The sequence below is a fragment of the Cellulophaga lytica DSM 7489 genome (genome assembly GCF_000190595.1).
GTDB classification, from domain to species: Bacteria; Bacteroidota; Bacteroidia; order Flavobacteriales; family Flavobacteriaceae; genus Cellulophaga; species Cellulophaga lytica.
Window position 1 is genome coordinate 782,062 of sequence record NC_015167.1, and the last position, 21,064, is coordinate 803,125.

The 21,064-nt window shown below is 32.8% G+C and carries 16 protein-coding genes; 8 read left to right on the top strand and 8 right to left on the bottom strand.

Going from position 1 to position 21,064, the window contains the following annotated elements:
- Window positions 1–57: 57 nt before the first annotated feature.
- Together CELLY_RS03480 and CELLY_RS03485 are read left to right on the top strand one after the other, a co-directional pair.
- Window positions 58–612: a DUF4136 domain-containing protein gene (locus CELLY_RS03480; protein ID WP_013620271.1), complete on the top strand. Its 555-nt coding sequence runs from the start codon at window positions 58–60 to the stop codon at window positions 610–612.
- 154 nt (window positions 613–766) lie between these two features.
- A complete protein-coding gene (locus CELLY_RS03485) occupies window positions 767–2,518 on the top strand; it encodes an aromatic amino acid hydroxylase (protein WP_013620272.1) in 1,752 nt (583 codons plus the stop codon).
- Between the two features lies 1 nt (window position 2,519).
- Here CELLY_RS03485 and CELLY_RS03490 read toward each other — a convergent pair whose 3' ends face one another.
- Genes CELLY_RS03490 through alaS form a run of 3 tightly spaced genes read right to left on the bottom strand, consistent with a single transcriptional unit; the run spans window position 2,520 to window position 6,730 of the window.
- A complete protein-coding gene (locus tag CELLY_RS03490) occupies window positions 2,520–3,146 on the bottom strand; it encodes a DUF4230 domain-containing protein (protein ID WP_013620273.1) in 627 nt (208 codons plus the stop codon).
- 2 nt (window positions 3,147–3,148) lie between these two features.
- Complete coding sequence (locus CELLY_RS03495; protein WP_013620274.1) at window positions 3,149–4,105, bottom strand: GSCFA domain-containing protein; 957 nt, start codon at window positions 4,103–4,105, stop codon at window positions 3,149–3,151.
- 9 nt (window positions 4,106–4,114) lie between these two features.
- The gene (alaS, locus tag CELLY_RS03500) at window positions 4,115–6,730 is read right to left on the bottom strand and encodes an alanine--tRNA ligase (protein ID WP_013620275.1); all 2,616 of its coding nucleotides are present in this window, start codon (window positions 6,728–6,730) and stop codon (window positions 4,115–4,117) included.
- Window positions 6,731–6,930: 200 nt separating this feature from the next.
- Here alaS and CELLY_RS03505 point away from each other — a divergent pair, with 200 nt between their 5' ends.
- From CELLY_RS03505 to CELLY_RS03525, 5 genes are read left to right on the top strand one after another with little or no spacing between them, the layout of a single operon-like run.
- Window positions 6,931–7,908: a M23 family metallopeptidase gene (locus CELLY_RS03505; RefSeq protein WP_013620276.1), complete on the top strand. Its 978-nt coding sequence runs from the start codon at window positions 6,931–6,933 to the stop codon at window positions 7,906–7,908.
- Window positions 7,908–8,237: a MerR family transcriptional regulator gene (locus CELLY_RS03510; RefSeq protein WP_013620277.1), complete on the top strand. Its 330-nt coding sequence runs from the start codon at window positions 7,908–7,910 to the stop codon at window positions 8,235–8,237. Before CELLY_RS03505 ends, CELLY_RS03510 begins: the two co-directional genes overlap by 1 nt.
- 40 nt (window positions 8,238–8,277) lie before the next feature.
- A complete protein-coding gene (locus CELLY_RS03515) occupies window positions 8,278–8,877 on the top strand; it encodes a LemA family protein (protein ID WP_013620278.1) in 600 nt (199 codons plus the stop codon).
- A gap of 8 nt (window positions 8,878–8,885) precedes the next feature.
- Entirely contained in the window at window positions 8,886–9,323 is a 438-nt protein-coding gene (locus CELLY_RS03520; RefSeq protein ID WP_013620279.1) for a TPM domain-containing protein, read from the top strand.
- Entirely contained in the window at window positions 9,304–10,092 is a 789-nt protein-coding gene (locus tag CELLY_RS03525; RefSeq protein WP_034646441.1) for a TPM domain-containing protein, read from the top strand. The genes CELLY_RS03520 and CELLY_RS03525 overlap by 20 nt, the downstream gene beginning before the upstream one ends.
- An 84-nt stretch (window positions 10,093–10,176) precedes the next feature.
- On the opposite strand, the gene CELLY_RS03530 is transcribed toward CELLY_RS03525, so the two are convergent.
- The 5 genes from CELLY_RS03530 to CELLY_RS03550 all read right to left on the bottom strand — a co-directional run bounded on the left by CELLY_RS03530 (window position 10,177) and on the right by CELLY_RS03550 (window position 19,845).
- Complete coding sequence (locus tag CELLY_RS03530) at window positions 10,177–12,930, bottom strand: TonB-dependent receptor (RefSeq protein WP_013620281.1); 2,754 nt, start codon at window positions 12,928–12,930, stop codon at window positions 10,177–10,179.
- Between the two features lie 88 nt (window positions 12,931–13,018).
- Window positions 13,019–14,206, bottom strand: coding sequence for a glycerate kinase (locus CELLY_RS03535; protein ID WP_013620282.1), 1,188 nt, complete (start codon window positions 14,204–14,206; stop codon window positions 13,019–13,021).
- A 1-nt stretch (window position 14,207) separates the two neighbouring features.
- The gene (locus tag CELLY_RS03540; protein ID WP_013620283.1) at window positions 14,208–15,854 is read right to left on the bottom strand and encodes a sodium:solute symporter family protein; all 1,647 of its coding nucleotides are present in this window, start codon (window positions 15,852–15,854) and stop codon (window positions 14,208–14,210) included.
- 11 nt (window positions 15,855–15,865) lie between these two features.
- Window positions 15,866–17,167, bottom strand: a complete 1,302-nt coding sequence (locus CELLY_RS03545) for an MGH1-like glycoside hydrolase domain-containing protein (RefSeq protein ID WP_034646437.1) — start codon at window positions 17,165–17,167, stop codon at window positions 15,866–15,868.
- Between the two features lie 83 nt (window positions 17,168–17,250).
- Complete coding sequence (locus CELLY_RS03550; protein WP_013620285.1) at window positions 17,251–19,845, bottom strand: TonB-dependent receptor; 2,595 nt, start codon at window positions 19,843–19,845, stop codon at window positions 17,251–17,253.
- Between the two features lie 188 nt (window positions 19,846–20,033).
- Here CELLY_RS03550 and CELLY_RS03555 point away from each other — a divergent pair, with 188 nt between their 5' ends.
- Window positions 20,034–21,059: a LacI family DNA-binding transcriptional regulator gene (locus CELLY_RS03555; RefSeq protein ID WP_013620286.1), complete on the top strand. Its 1,026-nt coding sequence runs from the start codon at window positions 20,034–20,036 to the stop codon at window positions 21,057–21,059.
- Window positions 21,060–21,064: the final 5 nt, after the last annotated feature.

The following is a 21,064-nucleotide window of genomic DNA, read 5'->3' on the forward strand; positions in this document are numbered from 1 at the left end:
TACAAAGTAACGGCACAATTTTTGTGATATTAAACCTAAACTAAAACATCAAAAAATATGAAAGCATTAAAAATGGCACTGGCACCAATATTTGCATTGGTACTATTTAGTTCTTGTACCTCTGTACGTGTTTTGTCTGACTATGATAAAGAAGCAAACTTTAATACTTATAAAACGTATGCTTTTTATAAAACAGGTATAGATAAGGCGCAAATATCTGACTTAGACAAAAAAAGAATTCTAAAGGCTATTGATGCTGAAATGAGTTCTAGAGGTTTTGTAAAATCTAGTACTCCTGATATCTTGGTTAGTATTTTTACTAAAGAAAAAGAACGCGTAGATATTTACAATAATTACTGGGGCGGTGGCTTTGGTTGGGGTTGGAATCCTTACTATTTTGGCAATGGCTTTAACAGAAGCAATGTTTCTACCAGTACAGAAGGATCTTTATATATAGACTTAATTGATGCTAAAAATAAGGAACTAGTTTGGCAAGGCCGCGGTATTGGCACATTAAACAATACAAATAACATAGAAAAAAAGGAACAACGCATCAAAGAGTTTGTTTCTCAAATACTAGAAGCATATCCGCCAGCAATTGCATCTAACTAAAAAATCAAAACCGCTACTAATAGCGGTTTTTTTTTGCTTTGCACTAAAAAATTGTTTCACGTTATAATTACACATTAGAGCTAAATAAAAACGTACATTATTTTCCAATTTTGTATCTTTATTGCCTATTAGTAAATACCTAACATAACGTGCAATGTCTTACACAAGCAATTATATATTAGATAAACTACCAACGCATTTAAAGCAATACATAAAACCGCAAAATTATGAGGATTACACTCCAATTAATCAAGCTGTTTGGCGTTATGTTATGCGTAAAAATGTAGATTATTTAAGTAAAGTTGCACACACATCTTACTTAGATGGTTTAAAAAAGACAGGCATTTCTATAGAAAACATTCCTAATATGTACGGTATGAACCGTATTTTACAAGAAATAGGTTGGGCTGCTGTTGCAGTAGACGGTTTTATACCTCCTTCTGCTTTTATGGAGTTCCAAGCTTACAATGTACTGGTTATTGCATCTGACATAAGACAATTAGAAAATATAGAATACACACCTGCACCAGACATTATTCATGAAGGTGCTGGCCACGCTCCTATTATAGCAAATCCTGAATACGCCGAGTATTTAAGACGATTTGGAGAAATAGGATGCAAAGCAATTTCTAGTGGAAAAGATTATGAATTGTATGAAGCTGTTAGGCATTTATCTATTATAAAAGAGGCTGCTGACTCTGATGAAGAAGAAATAGAAAAAGCAGAAAAACACGTTGAAGACTTGCAACAAAATATGGGAGAACCTAGTGAAATGGCGTTAATTCGTAATTTACACTGGTGGACTGTAGAATATGGCCTAATTGGCACTACAGATAACCCTAAAATTTATGGTGCAGGCTTGCTTTCTTCTATTGGTGAAAGTGCTTGGTGTATGACAGACCAAGTTAAAAAACTAAACTACTCTATTGAAGCAGCTCATAAGTCTTTTGACATTACACAGCCACAACCTCAGCTTTTTGTAACACCAGACTTTGCCTATTTAAGTCAGGTTTTAGAAGAATTTGCTAACACAATGGCACTACGCACTGGTGGTTTAGATGGTGTAAACAAACTTATAGACTCTAAAGCTTTAGGAACTGTAGAACTTAGTACAGGCCTACAAATATCTGGTGTATTTACAAATGTACTTACACATAAAGGAAAACCTAGTTACATACAAACTACTGGTAAAACTGCTTTATCTTACAGAGAAAAAGAATTAGTTGGCCACAGTACAAAACACCACTCAGATGGTTTTGGCTCTCCTATTGGCAAGCTAAAAGGTATTAACTTGGCCATAGAAGATATGAGTCCGCGCGACTTAAAAGCATATAATATTTTTGAAGGACAAACCATTACTTTAGAATTTGTTGGCGGTATTAAGGTTAAAGGAAGCATTATAACTGGCACACGTAACCTTAAAGGTGAAATTGTACTTATAACTTTTGAAAACTGTACGGTTACGCAGGATGAAACTATATTATTTAAACCAGAATGGGGATTGTACCATATGGCTGTGGGCGAGAAAATTGTTTCTGCTTTTAACGGACCAGCAGATTTGCATAGTTTTGATTTAATTACACACAGCATTACCGAAGAAACAATAAAGCCTAAACAAACAGAAGCTAAAACACAGCTAGAAAACTTATACAAACAAGTACGTGAGTTTAGAGAAGGTACTAATATTACAATTTCTAGAAATAAAGTGTTTCAAGAGGTAAAAAACAACTACCCAACAGATTGGTTGCTCCCTGTAGAATTGTATGAATTAGCCAAATCTAATAACGATGATGATTTTGCAGTAGAAATTATTGAACACCTAGAGACTGTAAAACAAAACAACCCTAAAGTTGGGCATTTAATTGATGACGGATTAGAGTTGGTAGATAAAAGTTTGGTTGTATAATTTACTGCAACTCTAGCTCTTTTATAGCTTTTAATTCTTCAATTTCATTAATTGGGTTGTCATTATATTTCAATGTCCAACCCAAAGAATTTGTTAGTACATAGAACTTAGACAGCTCACTTAAAAGTCTGTTTTGCGCATTTGTTTTTAAGGTAGAATTTTCAACTTTTTTAAGTAGTGATGCTTTAACGCTTTTCTTTATTTTATTATAATCATTAGCATCAAACTGATTTAAAAAATCGGCCGTAACATCATAATACTCATAATCTGGACTTATTTTTACTTCTGGTTCCGGAATGCTTGTAATTTGTAATATTTTGTTTTCTTCATCTACCTTAAAAACAATTTTACTTAAATCATAAGCAACAGTAACATCTGCATTAACTACAACCAACGCTTTTTTTTCTGCTGTAATTAGCGGTCCAAAAAGCTGCTGAGAATCTTTATAATTATATACTTCTGCAAAGTGACCCTCGGTTACTACAAGCTTAGATACATTTTGTATTTGCTGCTGTATTAACATTGAGTTTTCTTGTAAAATAGATTGTTCTTCTTTTTTATCTGAACAAGTTTTAAATACAAGTAAAGCCACTAAAACAATAATAATTCCTACAAGGATTCTCTTCATAATTAAAACGAAATAAAAGGATATTCTTTTTGAAGATACGTAATTTTTTCTTGAATGTTTTTTAAAAACTTCTGATGCTCCTCTGACTCCGAATTAAAAGGTCTATGCTCCAAACCTCTTTGTACAGCGCCAACTTTTACAGTAGTTTCTAAGGCCTTTTTAGTTAACCATACATCACTAAACTTTTCCCAAATATAATCTACCGCTAATTTGCTTGGGTGCACCATATCTTCTTTATAAAAACGATAATCACGCAATTCATCCATCATAATTTCATAACTAGGAAAATAAAAAGCATCACCCCTGTTTTTTTCTAATTCTATGGTATTATGCACAGCGGTTAGCAAATGAGATTTACTACGCTGATTTTCTACAAAACCATCTTTAATATGCCTAACAGGAGACACCGTAAAAATAAATTTAGCATTAGTATTTACACTTTTTACTAATGATATAAGCTCTTGTAAACTAGCCTCTATTTCTGTAACTGTTAACAATTGCTTATTAAAAGCTTTCTGCGGAACTTTATGGCAGTTAGCAACTACTTTATTTAATTCTAAATGTTTGTACACCCAAGCCGTTCCCAAGGTAACTACAATGTGTGTAGCATTAGTTAAAACCTGCCTAGTTTCTGCAACTGCTGCATTTAAATTTTGTACTAGTTTTTGTTTTGAGGGTGTACTTAAAACAGAATGAGCATTGAAACTATGCCAACGCTCATTTTGATTAAAGATATCTTTTTCTGTGTATTTTTCTTCTAAAACAGCATTTTTAACCAGCTGTGTTATTGCCTGTGGATGAAATAACACCCCAAACGGGTTGGTTACAGCTTGCATTTTATAATAGGAAAATTTATTACCTATATGTTCTGCAAAACAAGAACCTAACAACAATAATTTGTTAGAATAGTTTATTTGAAACGTACTTGGCTTAAGTGGTACTTTAGTTTGTAGTTTCATACACTGTTGTTATTTAATATATGCTATTGCTTTATCTAAGGCTTCTGCAATACCTCCTGGGTTTTTACCACCTGCTGTAGCAAAAAACGGTTGTCCGCCACCGCCACCTTGAATATACTTACCTAATTCACGTACAATTGCACCTGCATTTAAATCTTTTTCTGCAGCCAGTTCTTTAGATATGTAACAAGACAAGGTTGCTTTACCATTATTTTCTGCTCCAAAAAGCAAGAACATATTAGTAGCATTAGCTCCCATATTAAAACACAAGTCTTTTATACCTGCAGGATCTAAATCCACCTTTTTAGCCAAAAATTGCACGCCATTTACATCTTGTAACTCGTTAAGCAAATCGCCCTTTAAGTTTTTAGCCTTATCTTTTAATAGTTGCTCTATCTCCTTTTTAAGTTTGTTATTCTCTTCTTGTAAAGAAACTACAGCTTTTACAGGGTCTTTAGCATTGTTTAAAACTTCTTTTATATCTGTTAACACCTCATTATTATCTGCATAAAAATCTTTAACAGCATCAGAAGTAATAGCTTCTATTCTACGTATTCCAGAGGCAACTGCACCTTCAGACTTAATTTTAAAGTGCCAAATATCTCCTGTGTTTTGTACGTGCGTACCACCACAAAGTTCTACCGACTGCCCAAAACGTATAAGCCTAACCGTATCTCCGTATTTCTCTCCAAACAAAGCCATTGCACCAGCATCTAAAGCTTCTTGCATTGGTATGTTACGTTTTTCTTCTAATGGTAAATTACCTTCTATTCTTGCATTTACAAAATCCTCAACCTCTTTTAGTTGCTCTGTAGTTACTTTAGAAAAGTGAGAAAAATCAAAACGTAAATATTTAGAGTGTACAGCAGAACCTTTTTGCTCTACGTGTGTACCTAAAACTTCTCTTAATGCTTGGTGTAGTAAATGTGTAGCAGTATGGTTACTTGCCGTTCTTTGGCGTTGTTTTACATCTACAACAGCCTTAAAAATATCTGTAGTATTTTTTGGTAAATTCTTTGCAAAGTGAATAATCTCGTTATTCTCTTTTTTAGTATCTAATATGTAAACAACATCTCCGTTTTGTGCTTCTAAATACCCTTTATCACCTACTTGTCCGCCTCCTTCTGCATAAAATGGAGTAATATTAAACACCAACTGGTATTGTTTACCTTCTTTTTTAGAGGTTACTTTTCTGTATTTAACTAAACGCACATTAGTTTCTAATACATCATAACCAACAAACTCTTGTTCTGCATCTTGTAAAAGCACTTCCCAATCTTCTTTAGAAACCTCAGAAGCAGACCTAGATCTGTTTTTTTGTTCTTGCATTGCTGCATCAAAACCTTTTTCATCTAACGTATAACCACGCTCACTTAAAATAAGAGCGGTTAAATCTATAGGAAAACCATATGTATCATACAATTCAAATGCTTTTCTGCCATCAATAGTTTTAGAAGACGCACTATTAATAACACTGTCTAATAATACCAAGCCTTGGTCTAGTGTCTTTAAAAAAGAATGCTCTTCTTCCTTTACTACATTTTCAATAAGTTGTTTTTGTTCTTTAAGCTCAGGAAAAGCATCACCCATTGTATTGGTTAATACATTTACTAACCTATACATAAATGGTTCTTTGGTATTTAAAAACGTAAATCCGTAACGTATAGCCCTTCTTAAAATTCTACGTATTACATAACCAGCACCAGTATTACTTGGCAACTGACCATCTGCTATAGAAAAAGCAACAGCTCTAATATGGTCTGCAATAACGCGTATTGCAATATTAGTATCTTCGTTTTTATTGTATTCTGCGTTGGTAATTGTTTCTATTTCTCTAATTATAGGCGTAAAAACATCAGTATCATAGTTAGACTGTACACCTTGCATTACCATACACAAACGCTCAAACCCCATTCCTGTATCTACGTGTTTAGCAGGTAAGTTTTCTAATTCTCCGTTTGCTTTACGGTTGTACTGCATAAATACAAGATTCCATATTTCTACAACCTGTGGGTGATCCATATTTACCAATTCTGCACCAGAAACTTTTGCTTTTTCTTCTGCAGATCTAATATCTACGTGTATTTCTGAACAAGGTCCGCAAGGCCCCTGATCTCCCATTTCCCAAAAGTTATCTTTTTTATTACCAAAAAGAATTTGAGATTCTGGAATAATTTTTTTCCATAAATCTAGCGCCTCTTGGTCCATTTCTAAATTATCCTTGTCTTTACTACCCTCAAAAACGGTAACATACAAGCTAGACTCATCTATTTTAAAAACCTTTGTTAGCAGTTCCCAAGCCCAAGAGATAGCGTCTTCTTTAAAATAATCTCCAAAACTCCAGTTCCCCAACATCTCAAACATAGTATGGTGGTAAGTATCTTTACCAACCTCTTCTAAATCGTTATGCTTACCACTAACACGCAAACATTTTTGGGTATCTACTACCCTTGTGTTTTTTGCTTCGGTATTTCCAAGAAAAAATTCTTTAAACTGGTTCATACCAGCATTAGTAAACATTAAAGTAGGATCATCTTTAATGACCATTGGGGCAGAAGAAACAATTTTATGTGTTTTATTCTTAAAAAATTCTAAAAACTGAGATCTTATTTCTTGAGATTTCATCCGTTGCTATGTTTGTAAATTTAATTGGCTGCTATAGTTTTGTAAAAAGCATTATATTTAACGCAAATAACACATAATTATATGGCTTATACCACTCTGAAATGGTAAGCTTTTTATAAAATTAACTATTTCTGCAAAACAATTTTTATATTTGTTTGTTTTGATAAATTAAAAATGCAAAAATAGGATAAATTCCCTTTATGTCTCAAGTTAAATATTATTATGATCCAGACACCCTATCTTACAGAAAGATAGAGCATAAAAAGTCTAAAAAGTTTCGCAATGTAGCGTTAATGTTTATTGGTGCTGCTATATTGGGTTTTTTAGGTTTATTACTCCTATTAAATACCAATTTAGTGAACACACCTAAAGAGCTATCTTTACAAAGAGAGTTGCATAATTACGAGTTTCAGTTTGAGTTGCTTAACAAAAAAATGGAGCAAATGGAACAAGTTTTAGCCAATATAGAAGATAGAGACAATAACATTTATCGCTTATATTTTGAAGCTAACCCAATACCAGAAGAACAAAGACGCGCTGGTTTTGGCGGTGTAAATAGATACAAATCTTTAGAAGGTTTTAATAATTCTGATATGATTATTGATGCTACTAAACGTTTAGAAATTATACAAAAACAAATGGTAATACAGTCTAAGTCTTTAGATGAAATTACCAAACTTGCTGAAGAAAAAGAAAAGTTTTTAGAAGCAATACCTGCCATACAACCTATAAGTAACGAAGACCTAACACGTATGGCATCTGGTTATGGCTGGAGGTCTGACCCCTTCACCAAAGTTCGTAAAATGCATTGGGGTATGGACTTTACATCTCCTAGAGGAACACCAATATATGCCTCTGGTAATGGTACAGTTACAAGAGCAGACGCCAGCTCTACTGGTTACGGTAAACACATACGTATAGATCACGGTTATGGCTACCTAACACTTTATGCACACTTAAGCAAATACAATGTTACTGCTGGACAAAAAGTAAAAAGAGGAGACCTTATTGGCTTTGTTGGCAGTACAGGTAGGTCTGAAGCTCCACACTTACATTATGAAGTTTGGAAAGATGGTGACAGAATTAACCCTATTAACTTTTACTACGGTAACCTTTCTGCTCTAGAGTTTGAAAACTTATTAAAACACGCAACTCAAGAAAATCAATCATTGGATTAATGCATATAGAGCTTCCAGAAAAAAGATATTATAGTATTGGCGAAGTTGCCAAAGCTTTTAACGTGAATACGTCTTTAATACGTTTTTGGGAAAAGGAGTTTGATGTTTTAAAACCAAAAAAAAACGCTAAGGGCAACCGTAAATTTACACCGCAAGACATTAAAAACTTGCAGCTAATTTATCACTTAGTTAAAGAAAGAGGCTTTACTTTAGATGGTGCAAAAACACACCTTAAAGAAGAAAAGAAAAAAACACTTTCTAATTTTGATATTATTACAAAATTAGAAAATGTAAAATCAGAGCTTCTAAAAATTAAAGATCAATTATAACCATTAATTACCTATAAACTAAACACTAAAAAACTTAACTATGAAAAAATTATTAATTGTACTTGCCGTTTTTGTTGTATTGTTACTAGCCCTAGGTGGTTGGTACGTTAGCGCAAATAATGAGTTAGTAGAAATGAAAGGACAAGCGGTTAAACAATGGGCAAATGTAGAAAGCTCTTACCAAAGAAGAAATGACCTTATTGGCAACTTAGTAAAAACAGTACAAGGTGCAGCAGATTTTGAAAAAAGCACTTTAACTGGTGTTATAAATGCAAGAGCTAAAGCAACGTCTATAAACATAGACCCTTCTAATATGACACCAGAACAGATAGCGCAATTTAGTAAAGTGCAAAGCGGTTTAACTGGTGCGCTTAGCAAATTACTGGTTTCTGTAGAACGTTATCCTGATTTAAAAGCTAATAAAAACTTTTTAGAATTACAAGCACAAATAGAAGGCACAGAAAACAGAATTAATGTAGAACGCAATAGGTTTAATGACATAGCTGGTGACTACAATATCCATATAAAAAAAATACCTACAAATATTATTGCTGCAATAGCTAATTTTGAACCTATGGCATTATTTAGTGCTGATGAAGGATCAGAAAAAGCACCAGATGCAAGTTTTGATTTTAAATAAACAACACTATGTCTAAGGTTGAAGATTTTCTAACCACAGCGGAAGAACAAGAAATTGTTAATGCTATTATTTCTGCAGAAAAAAATACTTCTGGTGAAATAAGAGTGCATATTGAAGCTACAAGTAAAATAGACCATTACAAAAGAGCTCAAGAAGTGTTTCATTTTTTAAAAATGGATAATACTAAAGCAGAAAATGGCGTATTACTTTACATTGCTGTACTTGACAAAAAATTTGTTATATATGGCGATAAAGGTATAAATAATGCCGTACCTAAAGATTTTTGGAATACAACCAAAGATGCCATACAGGCTGAATTTACTAAAGGAAATTTTAAACAAGGAATTATTAATGGTGTATTAAAAGCCGGAAAAGAGTTAGAAACTCATTTTCCTTGGTTACATACAGACACCAATGAACTTAGCAATGAAATATCTAAAGGATAGTTTATTTTTATTAATCTTATTTGTTGCTAATTTTACTTTAGCTCAATATAAAATACCAGAAAAACCCAAGCTACAAACTAGTGTATATGACTATGCAAAGCTTTTATCTGATACAGAAAAAAGTAGCTTAGAGCGTAAACTTATTAGCTATTCTGATAGCACATCTACACAAATAGTTATTGCTATAATACCTAGTACAGAAGGTGAAAATATCACCTTTTTAGGGGCACAATGGGGACAAAAATGGGGTCTTGGCCAAAAAGGAAAAGACAACGGTATTTTAATATTATTGGCTAAAAATGACAGAAAAATAGCCATAAACACTGGTTACGGTGTAGAGGGTAGATTACCAGACATTACAGCACACCAAATTATTAATAATGTAATTATACCCGAGTTTAAGTCTGGTAGCTATTATAACGGCTTAAACTATGGCGCAGACGCCATTTTTAGTGCTTTAAAAGGTGAATTTAAAGAAGATAGAAACCTTACTAAATTTCGATTAGAATCTTTTTTGCCATTTATTGTTTTCTTTATTATCATTTTAATATTGATAAATAAAAAAAGAAACAACGGCGGTAATAACGGTGGTAACAGGTCTACAGGAATAGACTTGTTAGATATAATTATACTAAGTAATCTTGGCCGTGGAGGATCATCTGGTGGCTTTGGCGGAGGCGGAAGCTTTGGTGGAGGCAGCACAGGAGGTTTTGGCGGCGGCTTTGGTGGCGGTGGCTTTGGTGGCGGTGGTGCTTCTGGAGGTTGGTAACCAAACTTAAAAAATAAAAAAAACTCCCTTAACTTCTATTAAGCTAGGGGAGTTTTTTTATACGCTACTATTCTTTTATTTCTTTTATCTGTAGTGACGGTAAGACCCTCTTCTTCCTTTTTGTTGTGGCATATTACCACTTCCAAGGCTATTAAATTTCCAACTAAAGGTTAACATAAAATAACGTTGCAATACTGTACTCTGACTATCTTGTATATAATTGCCCGTTGCTATACGCCTTGCATTAGTGTTTTGGTTAAGCAAATCATACGCTTTTATTGATATTGTACCATTGTCTTTTAAAATAGAATACGCTAAAGTTGTATTCCAGAACCAAGCACTTTTTTGAAAACCTGGCCCTACATTTGGATTATATGTATAGTTAACATCATTACGCCATTCTAATTTTTTAGGCACAAAAGTAGCTGTTCTTATACCTAGAGTTTGATATTTAAAATCTTGATTATTAAACTGATCTAAATCGAACTTATTCTCTGTAAAAGATATTGAATATCTAGGTATAATCTCCATAACATCTTTCCAATTAAACGTAAGCTCTATAGAAGGGTTTAATGAGGTATTTGTTGCACTATATTTAACGTCATTATTAAAATTAATAGACTTATTAACGTTACCAAAAAATCCTACTCCAAATTTTAATGTTCTTAAAGTATCTAACCTTTTTGTTTTGCTTGCAAAAACATTACCCCTTGCGCTGTAGCCACCATTTACATTGGCATACGTTGTTCTTCGTACAAAGTCATCATTAATAGTTGTTTTAGCAACTACTTGGTTTTTATCAAAATTTAAACTAGCATAAGACCATATTGTTAATCCTTTTTGAAAATTGTGATTGCCAAAACCTAAATTTAACCTATGAGTAGTTGTTGGCTCTAAACTAGGATTACCAACTACGGTATTTAATGGGTCACTAACATTTTCAAAAGGTTGTAATTGGTTTAAACTTGGCGTATTATTATCTAAAGAGTAACGAGCAAATATTCTGGATTTAGGACTAAACCTATACGTAAATCTAGAATACAACTCTAAGGCTTCAAAATTACGCTTTAAGTTAAGTTCTGGTCTTAACGCATCTTTATTCTCTAATGTTCTATAAATATAACTACCTCCAAAGTTTAGCCTTAATTTATCTTTTTTGTAATTTATACGTAAACCAGAAGTGCTTCTGTAATTTTTATACTCAAAATCTGTACTTAAAGCTTCATTAAAATTGGTAAATTGTTGTGATGTGTTATCTAAATCAAAAGTACTTTTTACATCTTCGTCTTTATCGGACCTATAATCATATTTAAGATCCAAAGAAAGTTCTTCCTTTATTAACGGAATTCTATAAGTAAGTCCTGTATTAAAGGTTGTTGTTTTTTGCTCTCCATCTGTATATTGGTCTCTGCTAATAGATTCTGCATTATCACCATATATTTCTGTTTGTGAATTAAGAAAGTTTTCTGTGTTAGCTTCTCTAATTCCATTAGTAACACTCACACGAATAAAAGAACCCTTAGACCCTAATTTTTTAGTAATATCTAAATCATTTCTAAAATTATTAGTTGTGCCTTCAGAAAAAGAATTAGAAGCTGACTCATTGGTAACAAAATTATCATCATTTCTAGATTCCTCCATACTTGTGTATGAACTTGTATTTTTTCCGTAAGTAAAAGTCGGTTCAAAATCTATACGAAGTGTTGAGTCTAACTCAACTTCTAATTCTAAATTAGCATCATGTTCATAGTTATCTACCACAGAGTTAGATCTAGAATCAGTAAAATACCTAGAGTCTGGCAAAATATTTTCACGCTGACTTGAATTATCATTCTCAGTATTACTTTCTTTATAAAAGTAATCTGCAGAAATATCTACTTTATCATTTAGCTTATCAGTATAATTTAATCCGGCATTTTTAGAAGTTGTTATTCCACTACCTGCTCCGCCGCCGCCAACAACACTAAACATATTGCTTAAATCTCCAAAACTAAAACCAGCAGAATTAATGTTATTACCGCCAAAGAGTAAGCTTAATCTTTGTTCGTTATCAAAAAGATTTACCATTGCAGCTGCTTCGTACCGTTCATCTGTACCGCCACCAGCAGAAGCTTTACCAAAAACTCCTTTGTTTTTTTCTTCTTTAATTGTTAGATTAATTGTTTTAGCATCAGACTCAGACTCCTCACCTGTAAATGCTTGCGATTTTGTTTTAGTATCTGTAATCTGTACTTTTTCTATAAGATCTTTAGTTAAATTACGAGTAGTAATTGTAGGATCGTCACCAAAAAAAGGTTTTCCGTTTACGTAAATATTACTAACATCATTACCATTTATTGTAATTTTACCATTTTCATCTACCTCTACACCTGGTAATTTTTTTAACAAATCTTCTACATTGGCATCCTTTTTTGTTTTAAAAGAATTGACATTAAACTCTAAGGTGTCTTTTTTTACAGTTACTGGTGCTGTAGCCTTGACAATTACCTCATCTAACAAATTTTCATCTGGTTGCAAATTAATTTGCCCTAAATTAATTTTGTTTTTTGCTACTGTAATTTTATTAGTATAAGTTTTGTAGCCTATATAAGAAATAAACATATTTAAAGTAGCATCATAGGTTTTACCCTCTAATGTAAATGCTCCTTTTTGATCTGTAATTGTATAAGTAACTAAAGAACTATCTTTTACTCTTTGTAAATAAACAGTTGCAGATTCTAGTGGTTGGTTATTATCTGCTGTAATAATAGTACCTGTAACAGTAAATGGTTGTTGTTTTGATTGAGAATAACTAGTTAATGTGGTTAGCATTACTACTAGCGATAAAAATAATTTCATGTAAGTTTAGCTTAGTTTGATAAAAGCAAATGTAATTTTATCAAAAACTATCCTTCTTAATAAAAACCTAAAAAACCTACAACAACTCTTAAAATATATTAAATTTTGTAAAGATATTACTTACCTTAACTTTTTTTTGTGTTTTTCGCCTACTGGCAGAAAAAAAATTGAAGATACCGTCTTCTACAAGTTTAGCCGCATTATTAATACTATAATTTACACCCTTTTTAGGATTGTAAATTTCCAAAACATTATTTAACCCCATAACATTTAAGTCTGCCTCATTGGCATCTAATTTGCCACAAATAGCTACTACCGGAATATTATATTGGTTTGCCAAATCTACCACTCCTTTTACTAATTTACCATTGTTAGTTTGACTGTCAATTTTACCTTCTCCAGTAACTATATAATCTATTTTATTACTTTTTAATATTTTAGGAACCTCTGCCAACTCTAACAAAAATTTAATTCCACTAATAAACTCTGCATTAAAAAATGTTTTTAATCCGTAAGCAGTACCACCAGCAGCTCCTGCACCTGGAACAAATGAATGATCTAATAACAAAGAATGCTTAATAACCGAGTTAAAATACTCTAAACCTTTATCTAAGCTTTCTATATCTTTTTCTGTTGCTCCTTTTTGCTTTGCATACACTTTAGCTGCACCATTTTCTCCAAACAACGGATTGTCTACATCATTTACAGCATAAAATTTTATTCGGTTTAATATTGTAACCGTGGCATTACGTTCTATTTTAAAAACTTTAGACAAGTTGTCTCCTATTGGGTTAAGCAACATACCATCTTCATTTACAAAAGAGTACCCTAGTGCTGCAGCCAAACCCATACCAGCATCTGTACTTGCACTACCCCCTAAACCTATATAAATATTTGTAGCTCCTTTTTTAATGGCATCTTTTATAAGTAAACCTGTACCAAAGGTAGATGTATTTTTAGCACTACGTTCTTTTGCTTTTAACAACTCTAAACCAGATGCTTTTGCTAACTCTACGTAAGCTGTTTTGGTATCTTTATTTAATAAATAATATGCTCTTAATTTATCTCCTAATGGATTTACGGTGTCTACATATATTTTTTGCACCATAATTTTACAGGCAACAGCTTCTAAAAAACCATCGCCACCATCTGATGCTAAAATTGATTTAACAGAAGATGATTTGTCTACTCGTTGCAAACCATTAGTAATAGATTTTATTACCTCGTTAGCAGTAAGTGAGCCCTTAAACTTGTCTGGAATAACTAAATAATTCATACTAACTATATATATGGGGGATTAAAAAACTTAAAATTAGTATTAGGACAAAAAAGCCTAATAATATGTATACTTCTTTTATTAAAAAATCTGACTTTTTAGGGAATACATTTATTAGTAAACCAGTATTGCTTTTTTGCCACCCTGTTAGGTAACTTACCAAATAACTAATACTTAATGTGAGTAATACCCCAGTAAAGTTTAACCAAATCCAAAAAATATGTATTCCTAGATCTATACCTACAATATTTTGCATTGTTTTAGAAAAAATAAGATTTACCAAAACACCTATTAAAATACCTGCATTTATACCTTTATAATTTACTTTTTTAGAAAACATAGCTAATAAAAAAGTAACCAAAACTGGTCCGTAAAAAACAGATCCAATTGCATTAATAATTTCTATTACTGCACTTTTACTACCTCCAAATAAAAATGAGCTAGCCATACATACCAATCCCCAAAAGACTACTGACATTTTAGAAACTAACATGTATTTTTTTGATGATATTTTTTTATTGCCTCTTTTAAAAAAATCCTCAACTGTTACAGCAGACAAAGAGTTTACTGTAGAACTTAAAGTAGACATTGCTGCAGAAAGTATTCCCACCATTAACAAACCAATTAACCCGTGGGGTAAATATTTGGTAATAAAAATAGGTATCATTAAATCTGCTTTGGCACCAGAAGCGGCATATTCTGCTGGGAAATACTTTTCTGTCATTACCGCAATATCATTAAAAAAGTCTGGAGCTTTTATTACTAACGTACCCACTACTAAACCAATTGTACAGTACAATAACACAACAGGAAAACGCAATAAACCGTTAGCCAGTAACAATTTACGTATTGTACCTTCATCTTTAGCAGATAGTAAGCGTTGTGCCTGTGTTTGGTCGCACCCATAGTAAGACGCATACAGAAAAAAACCACCTATTAACATTGGCCATAAGCCATACTCTTGCCCTTCTCCTATGCCCCAATTAAAATCTACTACCTGTAGCCTTTCTGTAGCAAAGCCTTCTCCTATGCCTCCGTGTGTATTTAGTAAAGACCAACCATAAAATAGGCACACAATTAAACCTACAAAAAGAATTATCATTTGTATGGCATCTCCCCACACAACAGCTTTCATACCACCTTGCCATGAATATATTATGGTTATTACACTTATAATTAATACAGTGTATACATAATCTATATCTAATACGGCTTGTAATATTATAGAAATGGTATACACCATTACACCAGTGGCTAACGCTCTACTTATTAAAAAAACAACACTTAAAATCATACGAGTAGAAGAATGGAAACGCCTTTCTACAAACTCATATATACTTACCACTCCAGATCTAAATAAAGGAGGGACTATAATGACCATTATAAAAATCATTGCAAGGGGAACAGCAAATTCAAATGTTAACCATTTCATCCCTCCTCCTAATTTTAAACCTACAAAAGCAGGTGCAGATATAAAACTAATAGCAGACAATTGTGTGGCCATAGTAGATAGGCTTAAAGGAAACCACCCTAAGCTTTTACCTCCTAAAAAGTAATCGCTAGAATCTTTGTTTTCCTTAAAAAAATAGCCCATTGCCAAGAAACCAAAAAGGTAAAGCCCAACAATTGCATAGTCTATATAGTTCATACTCTGTTTAATTAATTATTTAAAAAATCTATAAGCAGTGCAGCACTCCATGAAAAATTATCTCCTCCATACCCTGCATTTTCAGTTCCTTTTTTACAGTTAAAGTACTCGTAAAAACCATATTTTTCAATAAGTTCTATTGAGTCTTCTTTTACGCGCTCTGCAATATTATTGTATTCGTAATTTTTTAATCCATTAAATAAAATCCAGTTCATATTAATCCAAACAGGACCTCTCCAGTATTTTTTAGGATCAAAACGATCGCTTTCTGGATCAAAAGAAGCACATAAGTATTTGTCTTCTCCTCCAAACTTTGTCATCATTGTATTTACCAATATATCTGCTCTTTCTTTACTTGGTATATTAGCATACAATGGCGAAAAAGATGATGATGTTACAAAACTTATAGGCTTATTTTTTCTTAAATCATAATGCACATACGCACCCAATTCTTTATCCCAAAGTTTTTTATTAAATCCTTTTATACTTTTTACTTGCCATTTTACAAGTTGTGCTATTTTATCATCATTATCACCTATAAGTGTATACAAGTTAATTAATGCCTGGTTAGACTTTATTAACATAGCATTAAACAATGGGTCTATTACTAAAAAAGGAGATAACTCTGCTATTTTAGCATCATTATAGTTGTTTTCTTTTGCTATTTCTATAATGTACAAGTAATGGTCATACTCTCTTTTACTTGGTCTTTGTGAGGCATCTACATGTGTAGTATCTCTACGTTCAAAAGTATACTCTGGCGGATTCATAGTTTCCCAAATATCATCCCAAATAGGAGAGTTATCTGTACCTGACTCCCAATTGTGGTAAATAAATACCAAGCCTTCATCATTTACATCTCTATTTTCATAAAAATATTTATGATTGTCATAAACCTTATCTATTTGGCTCTTAATATAGCCAAACATATCTTCTTTGTCTTTTGCTATTCTGTACATTTCTTCTAGCACAAAACCTGTTACAGGAGGTTGCGTCATTCCTGTAGATTTGTATTTTTTTGATGATACAGGACTTAAATCAGACCTGTGTACATCTGCTCCAGGAAAGTAGGTATCGCTTTCGTTATGAAAAACAATGTGTGGTATAAAACCATTATCCCATTGTGCGTCTAACAAAGTTGCTATTTCTTGCTTTGCCTTTGATACGTCATAATAAGCCTGACCTATAGCTATAAAACCACTATCCCATTTCCATTGAAAAGGATACAACCCCTTACACGGAATTGTAAATCCTCCTGGTTGAAAATTTTCATCTAATACATTAATGGCTTGCGATATTAACCTCTCTTTCATAAAAAAATGTTGAATTAAACACACTGGCGGCACTGACATCCGCCAATGTGTTTTTTAATAATTATAAACAAAAAACTACTAACTTAAAATTTGAATGTTGCGTTTAAAAATACTCTTGTTGGCAACACTGGACGGCCTACAAAAAACTCCTCATCTGTTTGGTTGTTACCTAACCTTGGTGAGCCCTCTGTAATACCATCTGAATTAAAAAGATTAAATACCTGTGTACCTATTCTTAATGTTTCTCCTTCTTCACTTAAACTAAAAGTATATCCTAAATTAAGGTTAGAAATACCTATTGCGTCTAATTCTATTGTATTTGTTTCATTAGTAAACTTTTTACCTGTGTAGTTAAAATCAAAACTAGCATCTAGCTTAGCATCATCATAACTAAGGCCTAAAGCACTAATAACGTTTGGTTGTCTTCTTAACTCGTTTCCTTCTATAGCAGGGTCATTTTCAGATTTTGTAATCTCATGATCTTGGTATGTAAAAGATCCTGTAAAAGCAAAGTTATCTGCAAAACTCCAGTTCCAAGTACCCTCAAAACCATATGTATTAGAATCTTGCTTATCTACTTCTTCTATAAAACCACCATCTGGAGCATTAACAAAGCTAACAGAGCGTCTGTCTTTTAAACTAACATCATATATTGCTGCTGTTGCAGAAAAACCAGGAACGCCGTATTTAATACCTAACTCTCCTTGAAGGATTTTTTCTGTATCATATGAAGAAGGATTTCCAAAATCATCAAACTTTGTACCTCTTAATTCAGGAAAGAAATACCCTCTAGAAAAGTTACCATAAACACTTAAGTTATCATTTACTTTATATAATGCCGCTGCTGCCACTGCAAAATCATCTGCATACACATGGCCTCTTGTATAACTACCATCTCCCCAAGTAACGTTATCTAAACCTGCTATACCTGTATTATCTACTAGGTATGATGTTGTACCTTCATTTTCTATATCACCAGAAGCTCTCTCATATCTAATACCAAAATCTAAATTCCATCGGTCTAGTTTAATTTCATCTGCTATAAAAGCTGCTATTTTATTACTAGAAATATTACGGTTTGTATATGCTAAACCTCTGTTTGTAACTCCGTTTACACTATAACCAGAAACATTTACTAAGCTAGGTCTGTTATTGTATTCTCCTAAATACCTTGTTATAACATTAAAATCTCCTGCCTCTGATCTAGAAAAGAAAGTACCAAAAGTTAGGTTGTGCACGCCTGCTGTTTTGGTTAGTTTTATATCTGCCATAAGCTCACGCAAAGGTCTATCTCTATCTAAAATTCTGTTTTCAAAAAGCAGAGCATCTGCAGCTAAAGGCTGCCCATTTAAGTATGTAAAATCTCCACTTGCCAAGCTTCTTGCATCTAAATACTCTTGTTGTGTTTCTACAACTTTAGCTCCGTCTACACCACTACCGTCTAAAAACAAATTAAACTGGTGCGCATATTTAGAGTAACGTAGTTTTGCATCTAGTTTAAAGCTACTATCAAACCTATGCTTAAAGTCTGCCATTATGTAAGATCCTTTAGTAGACACACCATCTTGTATTGGAGATGTGTAAATACCGTCTGGAGTTCTGTAAGATATGTCTTGAGCTGCAGCTGTTTGTAGCGTAAAAATTTCGTTGCCATCATTACCATAAGGTCTTTCTCTAGAGCCACCTTCTAATGGGTAAGGCAAGAAAAACTGCACCTGATCATCTATATATTGACCAGAAATTGTAATTGAACCCTTTTCTGTAACGTGCTTAATATTACCTCTTAATTGAAAACCTTCTGTTGGTAAACCTGTAATAATTGGTCCTTCATCATACCTGTAAAACCCAGATAATGCATAAAAGGTTTTAGAATCTTCACCACCTAATGGACCGCTAGTAACAAAATCTGCTTTGTACCTAGAGTTGCTACCAAACTCGGTTCTTAATGTAGTTTTTTGCTGAACTGTACCAGTAATACTTGTATAGTTTATAATACCTGCAACAGAACCTACACCATATAATATTGATGATCCACCACGTACAAATTCTAAACTTTTAATACCTATATCGTTCCTAAAATACACATCATGTGCAGATGAGTTTAAACCAAATGTACTTAACACTGGCATACCGTCTATTTGTAATGGGTTAAACTGGTATTGGCCACCAGAAGGCAAACCTCTAACAAAAATGTTAGATGCTACCTCACCACCACCACCTTCTGCGGTAATACCCGGTACACTACGTAGCACATCTGCCTGGCTACTTGTATTTACTTTTGCCAATTGTTTTGCCCCTAAAGAGGTTACAGATAAAGGCGTTTCTTTTTGAGATCTTTTTGTAGATGTTGCTGTAAGTAAAACCTCATCTAACTGCTGACCATCTGCATTTAAAACAAAGTTTAATGTAACAGACGACCCAGATAAATTAACTGTTTTTTCTACTGTAGTATATCCTATATAGGTTACTCTTACTATTTGCGAACCACTTAAACCAGTGCTTAACGTATAGTTTCCATCAAAATCTGATGTTGTTCCTTCACTTGTGCCTTTAATAATAATGTTTGCTCCATCTATTGGAACACCGTCTGCATCTTTAACCGTACCAGAAATATCTGTTTGACCAAACACTCCTGTAACGCTAAAAATTAATGCAAATGCAATAATTAAGTTTTTCATTTTGTTGAGTTTTTAATAATGTTAAGTTTGTAGTCAGTTATTTATATAATGTACAATTGCAAAGTAAATTTATAACGATAATCGTAATAAATGAGCAATTTTATTGCAAAAACATAACGCAAACGTTTGTGCAATCGATTGCATAAATGTTTTTTTTTGACTATATTAACTTACAAACCCCAAAGTAAATGGCTAAACAAGGAAACATAACGTTAAAAGAACTGTCAAAAAGGCTAAATGTATCTGTATCAACAGTTTCTAGAGCATTAAATAATCATCCAGATATTAGTCCGGCTACAATTAAAAAAGTACAGGACCTTGCTAAGCAATTAAACTATATACCAAACCTTTTTGCAAAAGGTTTTAGAGCTAAAAAAACAAATACATTAGGTGTTGTAGTACCAAACATTTGCCATATATACACCTCTACCATTTTAAAAGGCATTTTAACCCAAGCAGAATCTTTAGGTTACAGAGTTATTATATCTGAATCTAAAAATAATGAAGAGAAACAGATAGAAATGCTAAAAACTATGATACAGTTTGGAGTAGATGGTGTATTAATGTCTTTGGCTAGAAAAACAAAATCTATGGATGGCATTTTAGGTATTTTAAACCGTATTCCTTTGGTGTTGTTTGATAAAGTGTCTGATAAAATCCCGTGTTCGCAAATTGTTATAGATGATGAAGAAGCGTCATACAACGCTGTTATGCATTTAATTGGACTGGGTAAAAAACGAATTGCTATTTTAAAAGAAACAGAAAACTCATACAACTCTGAAAAAAGATTTAGTGGTTACAAACGTGCCTTAGCAGCTTCTAATATTACGTTGGATGACACTTTAATTTTTAATGCTGAAGCTGTTTCGTTAGAAAGTGGAAAGCGAATAACAAAACAAATTGCAGCTATGGAAACTAAACCCGATGCCATTTTTGCTATTACTGATAATGCAGCAATTGGAGCCATACAAACCTTAAAAGAGCACAATATTAAAATTCCTGATGAAATTGCTGTTGTAGGTTTTAGCAACTCTACAAAAGCAACAATTATATCTCCTAGCCTTACAACCGTAAACCAACCAGGAAGTAAAATTGGCGCAACTGCTGTTAATTATTTATTGCATGAAATATTAAACCCAAAAGAAAATATGGTAACCAAAACCATAGAGGTAAAAACAAATTTAGTTGTTAGAGAGTCTACCTTTAAAGGATAAACCAC